The organism is Pantoea sp. FN0302, from assembly GCF_050113775.1.
Classification (GTDB): Bacteria; Pseudomonadota; Gammaproteobacteria; order Enterobacterales; family Enterobacteriaceae; genus Mixta; species Mixta alhagi.
Map to the genome: position 1 here is coordinate 150,265 of NZ_JBNJSM010000005.1, position 15,960 is coordinate 166,224.

The 15,960-nt window shown below is 47.1% G+C and carries 22 protein-coding genes and 4 pseudogenes; 20 read left to right on the forward strand and 6 right to left on the reverse strand.

The features are described from left to right. Positions 1-95: 95 nt before the first annotated feature. The 5 genes from ACQE32_RS17100 to ACQE32_RS17120 all read left to right on the forward strand — a co-directional run bounded on the left by ACQE32_RS17100 (position 96) and on the right by ACQE32_RS17120 (position 3,216). On the forward strand, positions 96-797 hold the full coding sequence (locus ACQE32_RS17100; RefSeq protein WP_427022138.1) for a WYL domain-containing protein: 702 nt from the start codon (positions 96-98) through the stop codon (positions 795-797). 5 nt (positions 798-802) lie between these two features. After that, positions 803-1,435, forward strand: a complete 633-nt coding sequence (locus tag ACQE32_RS17105) for a hypothetical protein (protein WP_427022139.1) — start codon at positions 803-805, stop codon at positions 1,433-1,435. 167 nt (positions 1,436-1,602) lie between these two features. Then, positions 1,603-2,013: an IrmA family protein gene (locus ACQE32_RS17110; RefSeq protein WP_154902787.1), complete on the forward strand. Its 411-nt coding sequence runs from the start codon at positions 1,603-1,605 to the stop codon at positions 2,011-2,013. Positions 2,014-2,132: 119 nt separating this feature from the next. After that, positions 2,133-2,954: a DUF932 domain-containing protein gene (locus ACQE32_RS17115; protein WP_154902776.1), complete on the forward strand. Its 822-nt coding sequence runs from the start codon at positions 2,133-2,135 to the stop codon at positions 2,952-2,954. Between the two features lie 70 nt (positions 2,955-3,024). Continuing rightward, on the forward strand, positions 3,025-3,216 hold the full coding sequence (locus tag ACQE32_RS17120; RefSeq protein ID WP_427022176.1) for a hypothetical protein: 192 nt from the start codon (positions 3,025-3,027) through the stop codon (positions 3,214-3,216). Here ACQE32_RS17120 and ACQE32_RS17125 read toward each other — a convergent pair. Continuing rightward, positions 3,213-4,360, reverse strand: a protein-coding gene (locus ACQE32_RS17125; protein ID WP_427022140.1) for an IS3 family transposase whose coding sequence is annotated in 2 segments (ribosomal slippage) — positions 3,213-4,123 and positions 4,123-4,360 — 1,149 coding nt in all. Because the reading frame shifts where the segments join, the coding sequence is not laid out codon by codon here. The two genes, ACQE32_RS17120 and ACQE32_RS17125, sit on opposite strands and share 4 nt — an antisense overlap. Here ACQE32_RS17125 and radC point away from each other — a divergent pair. The 10 genes and pseudogenes from radC (at position 4,359) to ACQE32_RS17175 (ending at position 9,406) form a co-directional block, all read left to right on the forward strand. Then, the gene (gene radC / locus ACQE32_RS17130) at positions 4,359-4,730 is read left to right on the forward strand and encodes a RadC family protein (RefSeq protein ID WP_427022141.1); all 372 of its coding nucleotides are present in this window, start codon (positions 4,359-4,361) and stop codon (positions 4,728-4,730) included. The genes ACQE32_RS17125 and radC overlap by 2 nt on opposite strands. A 44-nt stretch (positions 4,731-4,774) precedes the next feature. Beyond that, on the forward strand, positions 4,775-5,101 hold the full coding sequence (locus ACQE32_RS17135) for a type IV toxin-antitoxin system YeeU family antitoxin (RefSeq protein WP_154902788.1): 327 nt from the start codon (positions 4,775-4,777) through the stop codon (positions 5,099-5,101). 35 nt (positions 5,102-5,136) lie between these two features. Next, complete coding sequence (locus tag ACQE32_RS17140) at positions 5,137-5,478, forward strand: TA system toxin CbtA family protein (protein WP_154902778.1); 342 nt, start codon at positions 5,137-5,139, stop codon at positions 5,476-5,478. Between the two features lie 114 nt (positions 5,479-5,592). Continuing rightward, entirely contained in the window at positions 5,593-6,426 is an 834-nt protein-coding gene (locus tag ACQE32_RS17145; RefSeq protein ID WP_427022142.1) for a DUF4942 domain-containing protein, read from the forward strand. Positions 6,427-6,502: 76 nt separating this feature from the next. Continuing rightward, a complete protein-coding gene (locus ACQE32_RS17150; RefSeq protein WP_154902789.1) occupies positions 6,503-6,751 on the forward strand; it encodes a CopG family ribbon-helix-helix protein in 249 nt (82 codons plus the stop codon). Between the two features lie 3 nt (positions 6,752-6,754). Further along, positions 6,755-7,030 carry a type II toxin-antitoxin system RelE/ParE family toxin gene (locus tag ACQE32_RS17155; RefSeq protein WP_001683517.1) on the forward strand — a complete coding sequence of 92 codons (276 nt, stop codon included), beginning with the start codon at positions 6,755-6,757 and terminating at the stop codon, positions 7,028-7,030. 118 nt (positions 7,031-7,148) lie between these two features. Beyond that, on the forward strand, positions 7,149-7,937 hold the full coding sequence (locus tag ACQE32_RS17160; protein ID WP_154902780.1) for a helix-turn-helix transcriptional regulator: 789 nt from the start codon (positions 7,149-7,151) through the stop codon (positions 7,935-7,937). Between the two features lie 830 nt (positions 7,938-8,767). Continuing rightward, the gene (locus tag ACQE32_RS17165; protein ID WP_427022173.1) at positions 8,768-8,824 is read left to right on the forward strand and encodes a hypothetical protein; all 57 of its coding nucleotides are present in this window, start codon (positions 8,768-8,770) and stop codon (positions 8,822-8,824) included. Between the two features lie 8 nt (positions 8,825-8,832). Beyond that, positions 8,833-9,069: pseudogene (locus ACQE32_RS17170) on the forward strand (RNase A-like domain-containing protein); the annotation flags it as partial. A 7-nt stretch (positions 9,070-9,076) separates the two neighbouring features. After that, the gene (locus ACQE32_RS17175; RefSeq protein WP_427022143.1) at positions 9,077-9,406 is read left to right on the forward strand and encodes a contact-dependent growth inhibition system immunity protein; all 330 of its coding nucleotides are present in this window, start codon (positions 9,077-9,079) and stop codon (positions 9,404-9,406) included. A gap of 66 nt (positions 9,407-9,472) precedes the next feature. Here ACQE32_RS17175 and ACQE32_RS17180 read toward each other — a convergent pair whose 3' ends face one another. The 4 genes and pseudogenes from ACQE32_RS17180 to ACQE32_RS17195 form a co-directional block, all read right to left on the reverse strand. Next, a complete protein-coding gene (locus tag ACQE32_RS17180) occupies positions 9,473-10,078 on the reverse strand; it encodes a hypothetical protein (protein ID WP_427022144.1) in 606 nt (201 codons plus the stop codon). Positions 10,079-10,085: 7 nt separating this feature from the next. Then, positions 10,086-11,051 (reverse strand): hypothetical protein, encoded by a 966-nt coding sequence (locus tag ACQE32_RS17185; protein ID WP_427022145.1) that lies wholly within the window; start codon positions 11,049-11,051, stop codon positions 10,086-10,088. 132 nt (positions 11,052-11,183) lie between these two features. Continuing rightward, positions 11,184-11,305, reverse strand: a pseudogene (locus ACQE32_RS17190) (IS3 family transposase); the annotation flags it as partial. A 5-nt stretch (positions 11,306-11,310) separates the two neighbouring features. Then, positions 11,311-11,439, reverse strand: a pseudogene (locus ACQE32_RS17195) (transposase); the annotation flags it as partial. 80 nt (positions 11,440-11,519) lie between these two features. Between ACQE32_RS17195 and ACQE32_RS17200 the strand changes: the two are divergent. The 5 genes and pseudogenes from ACQE32_RS17200 to ACQE32_RS17220 form a co-directional block, all read left to right on the forward strand. Beyond that, positions 11,520-11,702, forward strand: a pseudogene (locus tag ACQE32_RS17200) (STM2901 family protein); the annotation flags it as partial. After that, complete coding sequence (locus tag ACQE32_RS17205) at positions 11,696-12,046, forward strand: DUF1493 family protein (protein WP_427022146.1); 351 nt, start codon at positions 11,696-11,698, stop codon at positions 12,044-12,046. The pseudogene ACQE32_RS17200 and the gene ACQE32_RS17205, both read left to right, overlap by 7 nt. A gap of 801 nt (positions 12,047-12,847) precedes the next feature. Then, on the forward strand, positions 12,848-13,549 hold the full coding sequence (locus ACQE32_RS17210; RefSeq protein WP_427022147.1) for a hypothetical protein: 702 nt from the start codon (positions 12,848-12,850) through the stop codon (positions 13,547-13,549). Continuing rightward, positions 13,546-13,980, forward strand: coding sequence for a hypothetical protein (locus tag ACQE32_RS17215; protein ID WP_427022148.1), 435 nt, complete (start codon positions 13,546-13,548; stop codon positions 13,978-13,980). The genes ACQE32_RS17210 and ACQE32_RS17215 overlap by 4 nt, the downstream gene beginning before the upstream one ends. A gap of 129 nt (positions 13,981-14,109) precedes the next feature. Then, positions 14,110-14,457, forward strand: a complete 348-nt coding sequence (locus ACQE32_RS17220; protein WP_427022149.1) for a putative T6SS immunity periplasmic lipoprotein — start codon at positions 14,110-14,112, stop codon at positions 14,455-14,457. Positions 14,458-14,655: 198 nt separating this feature from the next. On the opposite strand, the gene ACQE32_RS17225 is transcribed toward ACQE32_RS17220, so the two are convergent. Further along, on the reverse strand, positions 14,656-15,957 hold the full coding sequence (locus ACQE32_RS17225) for a type II toxin-antitoxin system HipA family toxin (RefSeq protein WP_427022150.1): 1,302 nt from the start codon (positions 15,955-15,957) through the stop codon (positions 14,656-14,658). Between the last annotated feature and the right edge of the window lie 3 nt (positions 15,958-15,960).

Genomic DNA, 15,960 nt, shown 5'->3' on the forward strand with positions numbered 1-15,960 from the left:
AAAAATACGTCTTCTGGTGTCCATTCCCTGTCCCACCCCCTCGTTACAATAATCATTTTATTTTCAGCTAATTATCTCACTGGAGAACCTGCGTCATGGCTCAGGTTGAACGTCGTCATGATCGGCTTGCCGTCCGACTGTCGTTAATAATCAGCCGCCTGGTGGCTGGCGAAACACTGGATTTACGAGCGCTGGCAACTGAATTTGGTGTGTCGGTTCGAACTCTACGCCGGGACTTTCGGGAACGTCTGATGTATCTGGATCTGGAGTATCGCAAAGGCCGATGCCGTTTGTTATCCGGTAGCCGCCAGAGAGAGCTGGCGGTAATGACATTTGCCCGCCAGTCAGGCGTTGAAGCTCTGTTTCCTGATATGGATAACCATCTGGTCAGTTCACTGTTGAGCGGACCAGGGGAGTCTCCTTGCCTTATCTGGCAGGGAACAGCCCAGTTTTCATCCCCAGACTCAGGCGTATTCACTCGGTTAGTAAGCGCGGTATCGGAGCATCGAAAGGTGACACTACTCAGTAACGGTTGCCGCTGTACAGGTCTTGCTCCCTATCGGCTGGTTCTACGTGAAGGAGAGTGGTATTTGACGGGTGAGTATCAGGCTCGAGTTGCCGCATTTCCACTTGCAGATATCAGGGCTGTCACGCTCCACAACGACAGCTTTACCCCGGATACCGCCGTGCGCGACATCCTGTCCCGCACAGATTTTCTTCAGGCTTTACCACACTTTCGTTTTTTCCATTCATTGCTTGTCGCAACTGAAGACGGGCTTATACCTCAGAAGGAATAACCACGATGAAATTATTTACCACTACATTGCTGGCTGCCAGCATTTGCCTGGGGACAGTTTTTCCGGCTGATGCTGGAAATATCGTCGGCTCTGTCAAAGCCTGGCAGTACATGCAGGCTAACGGCTGGAAATCAGCTGATGGTATGGATGACAATACGCTGCACAACATGCTCTATCAGGCCAGCGTGATTGATAACTACCCATGGACGAAGCAGTTTCTGTTACGTGTCCGTGGCGGCGGTCCCATTTTCCTGGCCGACAAGAAAACCCACACTATTCGTCAACTAAAACTGAGTCCTGTCGGTGAAACCTACAATGACATTGAAACGGTTTATCAGGGAGAAGACAAAGGCGAAGGCTGTTATTTCGCTATCATCGACAACAAGTACTCAGTCCGATTACAAGCAGAGGAGAGCGTTCTCTACAGCTATCCTAAGGTCGATAATATTGATAACGAACTGGCTAAAGTCAGGCAGAAATTCAGCCCACAAGTCGTTACGGTCATTCCGGATAACTGCGTAAATAAACAACAGCAGGCCGCATTGGCGGCTAAGCGCTCGGAAGAGGATCGGAAGCTACAGCAATGGGTGGCGCAGCAAAGCCTGGCGGAATTGTGTCGTCGCACAGGCAACTGCTAATTTCTTCTCAATAACCATCAAAGGAAAAAATGATGGAAAAGGATTATCAGATGGTTATCGCTATACCTTCTCCCACAATGGTAAAGATATTTGCAAAACCTGATTGCAGCAATATCCTGCCACTCGTTAATCGAACTGCTAAAGCTTTATCTCTCATTGTCGGTTTAATGTTGTGCCTTCCATCCTCCGCTTACGCAGATGAACAACGCTATATCAGCATCCGCAACACCGATACGGTGTGGACTCCTGGTAATATCTGTTCGTATCAGTTCCGCCTGGATAACGGCGGTAGTGGTATGGGTTTTGGCCCATTGGCTGTTTCGCTGCGGCTGAAAGACAAGTCGGGCAACACACTGGCTACGGGAACCATGGATGTTGCCCCCTTTGGTGACAGTGATGCCACTCGTTCTCAGGATGCTTTTCTGGAGCATGAATGTGTCGAAAACGTCAGCACTGTTGAAATCATAAAGGCGACTGAAGAGCGCAACGGCTACCAGGTCAGGCTGCCACTGTCCATTTTCGACCCACAGTATTACCAGCCACTGTCAGTATCGGTTGCCGGGAAGAAGGCATCATAACTGGCTTAGATTTGATTCTGCCAAGTCCCAACTTAGCACAACACCCCACTACACATCAGGCCATGCCTCCTTCGGGAAGCATGGCCTTTTCGTTTTTAATCTCTAAATAAGGAATAGCCATGACCCGATTAGCCAGCCGCTTTGGTGCGGTTAACTTGGTACGCCGTGATCGCCCGTTAACCCGCGACGAATTAGCACATTATGTACCGAGTGTTTTCAGCGAAGAAAAGCATAAATCCCGTAGTGAGCGCTATACCTACATCCCAACCATTACCCTGCTCGACAACCTGCAACGTGAAGGCTTTCAGCCGTTCTTTGCCTGCCAGACCCGTGTGCGCGACCAGAGTAAGAGAGAGCACACTAAACACATGCTGCGCCTGCGTCGAGAGGGGAAAATCACCGGCAAGCAGGTGCCGGAAATCATTCTGCTAAACAGCCACGATGGTTCCAGCTCGTACCAGATGCTGCCGGGGCTATTCAGATCGGTTTGCCAAAATGGACTGATTTGTGGTGAGAGTTTTGGCGAGGTGCGTGTGCCACATAAAGGCAATGTGGTGGAGAAAGTCATTGAAGGGGCTTATGAAGTGCTGGGGATATTTGACCGGGTGGAGGAGAGGCGCGATGCCATGCAGTCGCTGATGTTACCTCCACCAGCACAGCAGGCACTGGCAAAAGCAGCGCTGACATATCGTTATGGTGAAGATCACCAACCGGTGACGGAATCGCAGATACTCTCTTCACGCCGCTGGCAGGACGAAAGCAACGACCTGTGGACCACTTATCAACGTATTCAGGAAAACCTGATTAAAGGTGGCCTGTTGGGACGAACGACCAAAGGAAAGCGCACCCATACTCGTGCTGTGAAAGGAATCGACGGCGATCTGAAGCTCAATCGCGCGTTGTGGGTGATGGCTGAAAATATGCTGCAACTTGCATCATGAATCGCTTATTCGAGTTTGTTGATAGCCCTGTAACTCCCGGTTGCGGGGCTTTTGCTTTAAAGGACCCCCGATGCCTGAACTGATTTTACCCCCAGCCTTCCCGGTGAATGAACAGCGTATTATCCGCCGCGCCATGCGCCTGCTGGAGAAATACCTGCGCCAGCCTGGTGAGCAGTTTCTTGCCGCGAATTGTACGAAAACATGGCTACAACTACATCTGGCGCGACAGGAACGAGAAGTTGAATCGCCACGGATAATCTAGACACTTTTGAGTCGTTGATAATACTGGTTTTCATATTCTGCCGGTGACATCTGATCGCTAGAACCATGCCGACGCTTACTGTTATAAAACATTTCGATGTAATCAAAAATATCGCTGCGGGCTTCTTCCCTCGTTCCGTAGATCTTTTTCTTTATCCGTTCACGCTTCAGCAACTGGAAAAAGCTTTCTGCAACCGCATTATCGTGACAGTTACCGCGACGGCTCATGCTGCCCTCGAGACCGTGTGATTTCAGGAACGACAGCCACTCATGGCTTGTGTACTGACTGCCCTGATCCGAGTGAACCAGCACCTTTTTTTGAGGATTACGCCGCCATACAGCCATCAGTAATGCGTTCAGGACAATGGCCTTTGTCATCCGGGATTGCATTGACCAGCCGATAATTTTGCGTGAGAACAGATCAACAACCACGGCAAGATACAGCCAGCCTTCGTGGGTTCTTATGTAGGTTATGTCCGTTACCCAACGCTCATCCGGAGCATCCGGATTGAACTGTCGCTGGAGCCTGTTGGGCGACACGATACTGGCCTCGCCTTTACGTGCCCGCGGGCTCCGGTATCCGACCTGAGCCTTTATCCCGGTACTTTTCATCAGTCGCCAGACTCTGTTGACTCCGCACTGTTGCCCGCTATCCCGCAGATCCAGATGGATCTTGCGATAACCATAGACGCATCCCGATTCCAGCCAGAACTGTTTAATCTGTCCTGTCAGTCTCAGGTCTTCCTGATGGCGTTGTGAATGCGGCTGCTGAAGCCAGGAGTAAAAGCCACTGGGATGAACATCCAGCACCCGACAGAGCAGGCGAACAGGCCAGCAACAGGTGTTGTCACTGATAAAGGCGTACCTCAGTCGGACAGCTTTGCGAAGTACGCCGCGGCTTTTTTTAATATGTCCCGTTCGTCGGTAACCCGCTTCAGCTCTTTCTGAAGACGGCGGATCTCGGCCTGAGCATCTGAGTGTTCTTTATTAGTGGAAGAATCCGGACCGTACTTCTTTGTCCAGGCGTAAAGGCTGTGGGTGGTGATATCGAGACGTGTTGCAACGCTGGAAACAGAATAACCACGATCAACAACCTGTTTGACTGCTTCAATTTTAAACTCTTCGGGATAACGCTTACCGCTCATGGGCACCTCTCTTCAAGTCATTTTAAATGACTCTGAAGTGTCTGTTAAACCTGTGGCGATTCAAGTCTTTGTCGTACTCTACCTCGATAATCAACATCGCCTGCTGGAACATGAAACGCTATTTCTCGGCACGATCAGCCATACCGAAGTTCATCCCCGTGAAATTGTAAAATCTGCACTGCGCTATAACGCAGCAGCGGTGATAGTCGCCCATAACCATCCATCCGGGATTACGGATGCAAGTAAGGCAGACAGAACCATCACCGCCCAAATCGTAAACGCTTTGGGGCTGGTCGAGGTTCGGGTGCTGGACCATTTCATTATAGGTAATGGCGAAATATTGTCTTTTACTGAACGGGGCTGGCTGTAGCGAAAAATTTCACCTACTTAACGGATATAAAACAGGAGGAAATGATGGAGAAACACGATCCCACCGAATGGGGGCTTCGACGCGATATCACGCCGCGTGTAGGAGCACGACTGGCACAGGAAGGAAATCAACTGCATTACCTGGCTGACCGGGCCGGTGTCACCGGCACCTTTAATGAAGCTGAGAGCCGCAAACTGAATGCAGCATTTCCGCATTTCGTGGAGCAGATGGAGTTAATGCTACTTTCTGGGGAACTAAACCCCCGTTATGCGCACTGTGTCACCCTGTACCATGATGGATTTACCTGTGAAGCTGACACGCTTGGCTCTTATGGTTACGTCTACATCGTCATTTACCCAACTCAACGCTGACCGACTTTAGCCTCAACCTTAACGAGAACAACCCCATGAAAACCTTACCTGCAACAACTCAGCGGGCGGCTAAGCCATGTCCGCCGCCCGTGGTTGTCTGGCAAACGCTACTTACCCGTCTGCTGGAGCAACACTATGGCCTGACTCTGAATGACACGCCATTCTGCGATGAAACAGTCATTCAGGAACATATTAACGCCGGTATCACACTGGCTGATGCCGTTAACTTTCTGGTGGAAAAGTACGAGCTGGTTCGTATCGATCGCAGAGGGTTTAGCTGGCAGGAACAATCGCCTTATCTGCGGGCTGTAGACATTTTGCGGGCGCGGCAGGCAACCGGCCTGTTGCGGCGAAGTCATCATCCTTCGACGCGCTGAATCTTGCGAGCCTCCTTCCCAAATTACATTCCCGATCTGTCTTCCTTATTTACTCATTGCATAATGCGCCTGCCACTCCCGGCAGGCGTGTTTGCTTTTATACGGACAAAAATCATGCAAACAGAAGCTGAAGTCTTAACTGATCATAATGAGCTAATTTGCTCAACCAGTATCGAACGCATCGTCACAGGACGTGATGCTGCGCTGAGCTTGATAGAAATCCTGATCCATAAGCTTGATGATATCTCACGGCTAACCTCCAGCATCGGTGGTGATGTGGCGGAGCATTGGGCGATGCGACAGGGCCATTCCTTTGACTGTTGGCTGATGCAACCAGTAGATAAAGCGATGCCGGTGATTACCCGCAATATCGACCGCAGTATCTGGCGCGATCTCATGCTGAAGTCCGGGATGTTGACTCTGATGGATGCCGAAGCCCGCAGTCAGTGGGCAAAGAACCTGGAGGAGGGCGATCTCCCGGCTATTAGTGAAGCCAACATCCTGAGTACCTTTGAACAACTCCACCACAATAAGCAGGATGTTTTCGAGCGTGGGATTATCAATGTATTTAAAGGGTTAAGCTGGGACTACAAAACCAATAATCCCTGTTATTTCGGTAAGAAGATTATCGTCAATAATCTGGTGAAGCATGACAGATGGGGCTTCAGTCTGAACTGGGGCTGGCGGCGCGACCAGTTAGCCGATCTGGAACGGATGTTCTACCTGCTGGATGGGAAAACCATTCCCGACAACCGGCATGATGTCTCCATCCGATTTATGGATTTCGTGCGCGGCAATCCGCATCAACAGGTCTTCGAAGACGATATGTTCACCATTCGCTACTTTCAGAAGGGCAGCGGACATATCACGTTTAAGCGTCTGGATCTGGTGGAGAGGATGAATGACATTGTGGCGAAGCACTTTCCGGGGATGTTGCCTGCGAAATGAAATGTGATGTTTTTATAGGCACCTCTATGCTAATCTTAATAGGAGTTATTAAATGTTATTAAACGAGGTAATCCCTATGGGTTCGCTTACTAAACAAACCATCAGCGCACAGATACCCGTTGAGTTGGCTGCTGCTGTTGAGAATCTGGCAATTGAGTTGGACCGTTCTAAGAGCTGGATTATTAAAGAAGCATTGACCAATATGCTGGCCGAAAGAGAACGGCGTCACCAGAGCATCCAGGCCGGTCTTGCCGATGTGGATGCCGGTCGCGTGGTGAGCCACTCGGATGTGGTGGATTTTGCTAATCGCTTAAAGAAATCCTGATAAATGGAAATTTACTGGACGCTTAAAGCGCAGGATGACCTGGAGCGTATCTACCGTTTCGCCCTTCAGTACAGCCGCCAGCACGCCGATGACGTATTGGATCGTCTGATTACTGGTTGTGCTGGTCTTACAGCGCATCCGGCAATTGGCGTACAGCAGACTCGGTATGAACCTCGGGAAGTCCGAAAAGTATTATTCGATGATTACGAGGTTCACTACGAACTTCGTGACAATGACATCTATATCGTGGATCTCTGGCATACCAGAGAAGAACGATGAAAAGATGCTCTTCACATTAGCGAGTATTTCTCACTGACTAAAAACTCATTTTTGTGTTTTTTACTCTTTATTGTGTTTTAATGATATCCATTGCTTCTTGGTAAGTAGGGAGGGCATCATGCAAAACAAAATCAAAGAACTTCGTACTCAACTATCAATCACTCAGCGTGAATTGGCGGATATGGTTGGTACCAGCCAACAGCAGATCCAGCGTATAGAGACAGGGAAAGTTGCGGCCAAGTTAGGGCTGGCGCAAGCGATAAGCGCTGTCTTAAAGAAACCATTGAATGCAGTTTTTCCTGGTAACGATACTTTATTGCAAAAAGTGCGCAATCAAAGTAGCCGTAGTGATGATGATCTGGAAAGCATCGCCGCTAGTGGTATTGAAATGGATGGCTGCATTTGGACGGTGAAACTCTGGTTACGAGGGCAGCAAGATTATTTGCTGTTACCCATTTCCCCGGCTGATAAGCGTCGTTTTTTCTCATACTTTCAGGAAAGAGCAGCGCCTGATTATGAGCATTTCTTTGTTTTCGACTCTGAACAGCATCGTTATGCCTTAAATGCCCGAGAGGTGATTTTCCACCAATTCTTGTTTGATGGTTTTCCACCTATCCCTGATAAAGAGGCAAATGAAGAAAGATATGGGAATGTCCATATCACCATGGTGAATGGTGGTCCGGTTATTGAGCTTTACTGTGAGCCAGATGAGTCCGAGGACGAAAGTGATGGCGATATCGGTCAGTTGAATGCATTTTTTGACATTCTTGAATCAGAGCCGGAATCAACCGAGCGGTATCAGTTAACTGACATAGATGGAGAAGATGCTTTCATCCGTATTGGTTCTATTGCTATGGTGCGAGTCGCGCTTGATGCGTTAGAACCTGTGGAAGATGATGAGGAGTAATTTTAAGGCAAACGAACTTTCAGAGAATCGCGTTGAGTATACATGTGAGTATATATGGCGGTTCTCTTATTTTTCAATTTCAATTATTTCAGGTGGTTATGTCGAGAATAGCGGTGCGGCCTTCGCACCAAATGATGCAACTAAGTCGCCCAGGGGGGCTTTTTTTGTGTCTGAAATCCAGTATCTGCAAGGTTTTACCGCTTTTTCACTCAACCTAAGTCAACCTGATTCAATCTACATCAACTTACTGATACATACCCGCAGTGAAAGATATGCTTCATTCCTCGCTAATATTTTCTATTTAATTTTTTGATTTTATAGGTGTTAATTAAGGGTGTGAAATATGAAGTATTCTGGCTAAAATCTTTTTCATTCCGTTTTAAAGAAAGTTTCAGGCTCTAACAATCTGAGGAAGGTCATTATGGATGATGGTGGAATGAGAATTGTAATGTCGCCTGTACAGCTGGCGGCCGTTCTTTCAGACAAGACAGTAACTGAAGCCGAGACTCTAAGTAACAGACTGCTTGGTGGATTAGGCGTTTTGCTTGGAGGCGTCGAGATGGCCGGAGCAGTAACGCTATGTATAGCACCAGAACCGACAGGTCTTACTAAAGCGGGATGTGTGGTCGTCGGTGCTCATAGCCTGGATAGTGTACATGCCGCAGCTCAGCAGATGATATCAGGAAGGGATACGCGCTCAGCTACATATCAGTTAGCAGTGAGTGCAGCTCGACAGCTAGGGGCTGATGAAGATACAGCATTAAAAATAGGTATGACGGTGAGGCGGTCATACCCTGGCGAATCATGTAGGCAAAACAGATAATGAACTGTTGGCTCGATTTGAACAAAATAAACGTCTCACAATGTCGTCAACATTTAAAATTTAGATGTTGCTGAGAACGTTATTTCACGAGCGCTTTATATTAACCGGGATGGCATCAAATCTGCGCTGGCTGGCGGTAAGCATGGTGTACGTCTTACTATTAACTATCCTGCCGGGCGGGAAATAGGCTATGGATACGCGCGTGGAAATACTCAGCGAATCAGTATGCATGCTGTCCGTATCGTCATTGATATTCAGGAATATAACGGAAAGCCTTACTATATCCTTACTGCCTTTCCAACCCCATAGGTGAATTATGCAAAACTTCCATCACCTCGATCAGTTGATTCAGGGATATTTTAATCAGGATTACGACATCATTAATGATGATGAGGACACGGTTGAAGGTATCATCGGGTTATTCATAAAGGTTGCGCCGGAATGGATGTTGAACGAGTTGGCAGTAGAAGTTGATGATTTTATAGATTGCTACAAAGACCATTTGGATGAGGAGTTTAAAAATCGATATGGCCACGATTTCTTACCGGAGCTTTGGGAAACGACAGCTTATGATTTCTTGTTGACGGTGCGCAGACTGGCGCTGAAACTGCTTGCAGTAGGCTTTCCGGCGAGTGATATTAAATGAATAGAGCTGAACTGGCTGCAGTGAAAATATCTGCAGCATCCAGTAGCTTAACGCTAAAGTACAAGATTAACCTTTGCCTCCTATTATATGCTGTGCCTCTGTTTTCAGCTGCTTGCGCCATACCCGATTATGTAACGTCAACGCTATTGACCGGAAGAAAACCGGCGAATTCATCCACATTATATTCAGAATGAAGAATACCAGCCCTAAGACAGATGTTATTTGCGGCGTGTAATTATTAACGGAGCCGGATAAGAGAGAAAACCAGGCAGAGATAAAATAGAAAATAGCTATTATGCCTGTCAGTGTTATAACGGCAAGGTGCAACTTGAATCCAACCAAAGAGCCGCGCGCAGTCAGTAACATCGTACTAATAATAACCACGCAATACACTACTGCCGCAAGAAATAACCCCATCAGCACTTTATATTCAGGTAGTTCTAACCAACGAAACAGCAGCATCCAGACAGAGGCCTGCGGCATAGCGTAGGAGAAAATGGAAAGTATCGTACTGATAGCCAGGGGGATACCTGTCATATATACACCAAAGGGTGCCCCGAACCGGCTTTTTAACCGCTCTTTTAGCCACTCAAGTCGTTGCGTCTCATCGGTCGCCATTTTAGTTTTAACAACAGCACTTAACGCAAGGCTTTTTTTAATATATTTCAACATGCTCGGGTCAATAACTTCCTGTAAATGAGAACGACTGAATCAAACCAAAAATATATTTACCGGATTGCGTAATATTCTGAGGGTTTCTGATAGTACCCGAGATTGCGCTACCGACAAATGCCGACGAGTTTGCAATGGCATTCATTAACTCACGTTGTAAGAGCAACTGCAATGCTTCTGAAGGATAACGTTTAGGGTAAACGCCAGCTTTCAATGCCGCTTTTATACCTGCATTAGAAATGCCAGGATTTCGGATACGAATAAGTTCTTCTGTCAATCGGGTGCGATCGGCTCGGCTCATTTTTTGCAGTAGAGAGAGTAAACTCTCAGACGTCGAACGATTAAGCAGTCGGTAAGTTAATGCTGCGCTTTTTAGACCTGCAGTCGCCCCGGCAAGAGAAATCGCATCAAGAACAGTACTCGTTGCCGTGTACCACTCCTGAGAATCCATCCATACGACATAGTCATTATGATTCATGGTAATGAGCGAAAGCCGACCGATTCCATTTACACATTGAATTCCTGTCGCTACACCACCAGCGATAATCACAGCGGCAACTGCACCAGAAGTGCCTGCGGTGAGAGGAACCGCCATTCCCGCACCCGCAGCAAGCACGACAGTGAGAATTGCGGCCCCGCAAGAGATCGCCGTCGAACCAATTTCAGTCGCTAATGATGGCGACTGTATTGTATTAGTCGTTGCCTGAACTGGATTATTCAATGAGGGGTTAACTTTTGTTACCACTACATGACTTACTGAACTTTCGTTTGGTGTCGCGATCCGCCTTGATGGTCTTACTAACCACTGGCGTGCACCGTCTGAATAAATAATTCCGACCTGACTCAAGTTCCGGCTACAGTCCAGCTGGCTGGCCAGAGCAGTAAAATCAATATCACCGCCTGAGGCAAGACCAAGACTACGGGCAAAGCCGTAATCCGGAACATCCTTTGAAAACTGCCTTGGAAATGTCATTTTCGCTCTCCTTGCGTAGAAATCCGTATTTTGCTGAGATATCAGGGGTAAGAATCTTAAATGGCAAATAATATAACAATATATAGGATAAACTTCTCGCATAGCATACAGCTGGAAAAGTGATAGAAACAGTGTAGCCAGCGGAGATGGGTTACGCACCGGTAGACGCTGTTTGCCTTTACAACGAAAATTCAGCTTCAGCAGACAGTAAATACGTTGGATCCGTTGTGATTCCACGGGTATCCCTGCCACCGTATTAAGACTTCCAGTTGTAGTACGTGGCTTCAGAGATTCCGGCCTCGCGGCAGCCATCTTTCACTGTTCGTCCGGCTTCAACTGACTTAATCACAGTAATAATTTGATGCTCAGTAAAACGGGCTTTACGCATAGCGATCACCTTCGTTGGCAGAGTGAGTATGCCGGAAGATCTCTGAATGTGAATGGGATGATTATGCGGGATGGTTACACACCCTCACAACTGAGAGCATTAAACGGCTAAAGTTTACTTACGTTACTAACTTGGGTGCTTTTGCTGGACGCTGGATACCTATACTTGGGATAGGTTTTATAATGACTGATGTGGCTCAAATCGCATGGAAAACGAACCATAACTATAACCTGATTGCAAAGAAAGATGACAAGCTATGGTAAAAGACACGACAGAAAGCGCTGTTTTGGAATGGTATGACAATAACTATAATTCTAAACCCCTTTTCTCAAGAGAAAAGCCTGAGTTAACGCTTGAAACCAGCCTCTCGACAGGAAAATATCCCTGGGCCAGGGAAACAGGTGATGAAATTATGAAGGATTATTTTGAACGTTTTAACGTTGATAATAGCGAATTCGACTTCATTGCATATTGGCCTTATGAAAAAGGCTTGCTGCCTAACTTCTTAAGACCTAAATCTCATAAAGTCCCCAGTGTTGAACCAAAGCCTCTGACGCTTCGTATGCTCATTGAATCAGCAAAAGCTGGTCGTTGGCTTTTCAGCTAATCAGTTTGACAACATCTCCCTGTCGGAAAGCACATTCTTCGGTTAGGTTCCGTTCATCGGATCCTAACCTATAAGCCGAAAAGTTTGCTAAAAGGGTGTTTTTCAATTGTATAGAGCATCTGGCAGCAGACGATCGCTTAAAAAAACCAGGGGGCACAAAAGGAGGCATTCAATAAATTAATTGTTGTAATTACAGTATAAAACAATAGTTTAATTGGTTATTCGAGCCCGGCCTTCGCATTCAGTACTTTATTTTTAAATCAATTAGTTAATGTTAAAGCCCTGTCTCATTGATCATTAGAAAAAGTTAATTCTTCATCACGTATAAAAGCCACTGTGTTTGTTAATGGCTTTGGTATGTTAGCACGCAGTAGCAAATAGTTACGGGCTCAACCTTGTATCGCATTTCCCTTTGAAGCCGGAAGACGCGCCGCCGTCTCTAAACTGCATACCAAACACTTACAGTGAAGCGCATTTTTCGCCGATGCTCCCCCTATGCCACACGTCGAGATGACGTTGCAGGGAATAAACAGGTTTATGGTGGTACGCTCCTTGCGAAGTGCAGCGGAGCAAGGTACTTGCAGATCACATGCAAGCTCTGCCAGCGGTTCGGCCTCGCTCCTTCGGGTACATGGTCATCCTGATAAATTTCACTGTCTGACATATCCCTGATGTTGTCGCCTGACGGCTCCGCACGTTGTCTTACCACCAACAGGCAATAAGGCTTTATTGTCCACTGTCTGGACTGACTGAAAAACAGGCTATAACATTGGCGGCCAGAGTCGATAAGGAGATCAAAGCGTGAGCACCAGAAGAGAGATAAAGGATGGGGCGTTATTTGACGTACTCGATAGGGGGATAGTTTACACCGAAGTGCTGGGCTGGGTTGATATGGGACATGCCCGTGGCAATGACGTGGCTGCGCTTAGACATCAATTCGTTGAGGGGGAGCGTAGCGGTAAGCCATCTTATTTAGTCATGTATCGGCAGGATATGGGTATCATCAAGTTTACATCGCGGCTTGGTGTCGGAAAATTCTCTCGCTGGGAAATTAAGCGTGGCCGGAGCACCGAAGATATTAACAGGATCATGCTGGCTATGATGATGAACACCGCATCCAGATTTGAAGGGCTGCAAAGCTTGCGGTCATTCTCGTGGTATACCGACAGCGGCTTTAGTGGTGAGGACTTGGTTTCTGACCTGTTCGGATTCTATCGGGCTATCATACCGGGTCGGTATGGTTATCGGCTCAAACCCGTGAGCTATGATGCCGCCGTCCGCCGCTGGGATTACTACGGGGCGATTGGCTCTCATAAAAACCGTGGATTCCGTCCGATTCTATTTCCTGATCCTGATGATGCTTGTATGCGTCACCAGCCGTACGCAGTGAACCTACCTCATTTTATGACATGGCTTAAACCGTGGGACGATTTTACATCCGGGATGGTTAAAGTCATTACAAATGATGGAACATCGCTCTCTTTCGTGGGAGCGAAGAAATGACAATCCTGTTAAAAGTCTTGAAGTGGTGCGCCCTGTTAGCTGTCACCGTATTTATTCTCGTGTGGCTGTTTGTCTGGCTCGTTGCGTCTGGCACTGGTGAAACAACAGTCTACAAAGAGAATGATTTCTTCAACTACCACACTCTGACGGACAAGGACATTGAAAACGCCCCACGTATAACGGACGATTTCTATTTCGAGTCGCACCCCGGCGATGGTTACGCGCCTTCGAGTAGTATTATCTTTAAAGGGGCTACCGGGACAGAACCGTTACGCTATTACCTTGAAAAGCTGGGTTACGCAAAGGAAAAACGTAGCTTGGGTGAAAAGGAGATCTGGTCGAAATCAGATCAGTCAAATAGAGATCTTTTCTATCTGTACTTTAACGCCACCACGAGGGAAGTGGAGTTGACAAAGGTGCTAAATAACTGAGTATCAGAATCGATACATGGCATTATTATCAGCAACCCGGGCGTGCAGGAAGATATAAAGGAAAAGATAACCTGCGCGATATAGCTTCGCTTTATCAAAAAATTGTTACCGGCAGGAACTAAGGCAACTATGAATAAATTCCTGGTATTAACAGCAGTATTACTCCTCACAGGCTGCCCTGGGCAGGGTGACAGAGCCGCCCCACGCGTTAGCACAACGACTACAATTAAAGACAATCATGTGTGTATTGCATCAAAAATGAACGCTGGAGAGAAAATCACCGCCATACAGATTTACAGCGATACAGGCGATAAATTTATCAAGCAGTTTGATAATAAACCGATTTATACAGCTAAAGGCGAATGCCTGCCGGTTTTTAACTATACGTTTAATCCAGGCAAGCATTATTTGGTCGCTTACGACATCGCTACGCCACACTATGAAAATTATTTAATTACTACTAATTTTATTCGGTAGAAATTGCTCTTCCCAATATTAGATACAACCTCGGTTAGTCATGTCAGGTTATTTAATATTTAATTTGATATTTTTATCCTGATGCGAATTCAGCTGACTCCAGTTAATTCAGCAAATAATGAGGCAACGTTCCCTATCGTCTCCACCCTGCACTAATAAATTCTCTTATTCATACTCTCAGCCCAGAGCTACCTATATTTATCCTCTGATTATCCGCGCCGCCTGGCTGGATAAACCATTGAATATAGCGCTGCTGATATGTTCAGGGAAATCTATGGGTAACTCTGTCGCAACCTTAGCAATGACTTCCTCTGTACGCACAGCCATCTGTTGCATGAGTTTGGAAGCAAGATTCTGAGAAAATCCAACATGTGCGGAGGTGCTAATAAAATGACGCGGCTGAATCATCGCGAAATGATACTGCCGATTTTTCCCTTGTAATGCCATAGCCATTTTTGCTTTTTTTCGAGGTATACCACCCGTTTCAAAGAGTGGGAACGCGGACATAACATCATATAAGGGGGTCATACGAAACGATGTTTCTGGCTCGATGAACAAACTGAAATTCTTCCCGTGACCATCTATAGCGGCCAGCATCCAGAAGAGGATCTGCGATTTAAAAAACATTGCGCGGTCTTGAGTAGCAGAACGTGAGCCTAACAGCAGTTTCATCGCATCCGCGATCCCAGGGCCTCCGTGCGCTTCATATTTTAGTGCCGGAGCAATCCCTAACGCCTGGCAAAAATCCTCCTGAGGCAGACGCATCAGCCAGCCATCATGGGACCACCTGCGGTCAAAACGCTCAACAATCAACACCTTTTTTTGACCAAATATGGCCAGCTCTGCATTAGCCACTGGAAAGCCGAATTCCCGGGCAATACGTAGACAAAGCCATTCGTTTTCACAGCTTTCGCGCAGATCAATATTGTTCTGTTCTATTCTGCCAATCGGGAGTTTAAAAATATGGCTGGTTGGCGTGCTGCCCTTCGGCCTTTGCCAGCGGCCCTGATACCAGAGCAGAGCCGTTTTTTCTTGTGCTCCGGCTAATGAGATACGAAAATCAGCACCTTCTTCCATTCCCAAAGGCGCCATTTGATAACTATCGAGCAGCGCTTCAATCTGTGCGCAATCCAGCGGTTCCGCCTGCATTTCCATTACAGAGGGCATTTCATTTTCGGGTGGATAAAGCTGAATAGCGCCTACGCAGTCACGCCCGACACTGGCTAATAAATCGAAAGGGTGTGCCGTTTCCACATGGAAGCGCGACTGCATTCTGGTAATAATCGCCTCGGAATCTGGCAGCAGATTACTAAAGAAGTTGAAGACCTCTTTTCCTCTGAGTCTACTGTGCTGGAGAGGAAGTGATAATGAGATTGCGCGTGAACCAGGTTCAGCTAACCATTCGGGGGCGTACTGAAATGACATTGCACCGCTGCCGTCCCGGTATAGGTTGCCTACCACGTCGCCATTCATTGCGACGGTCAGTATTTGTTTTCGCATCTT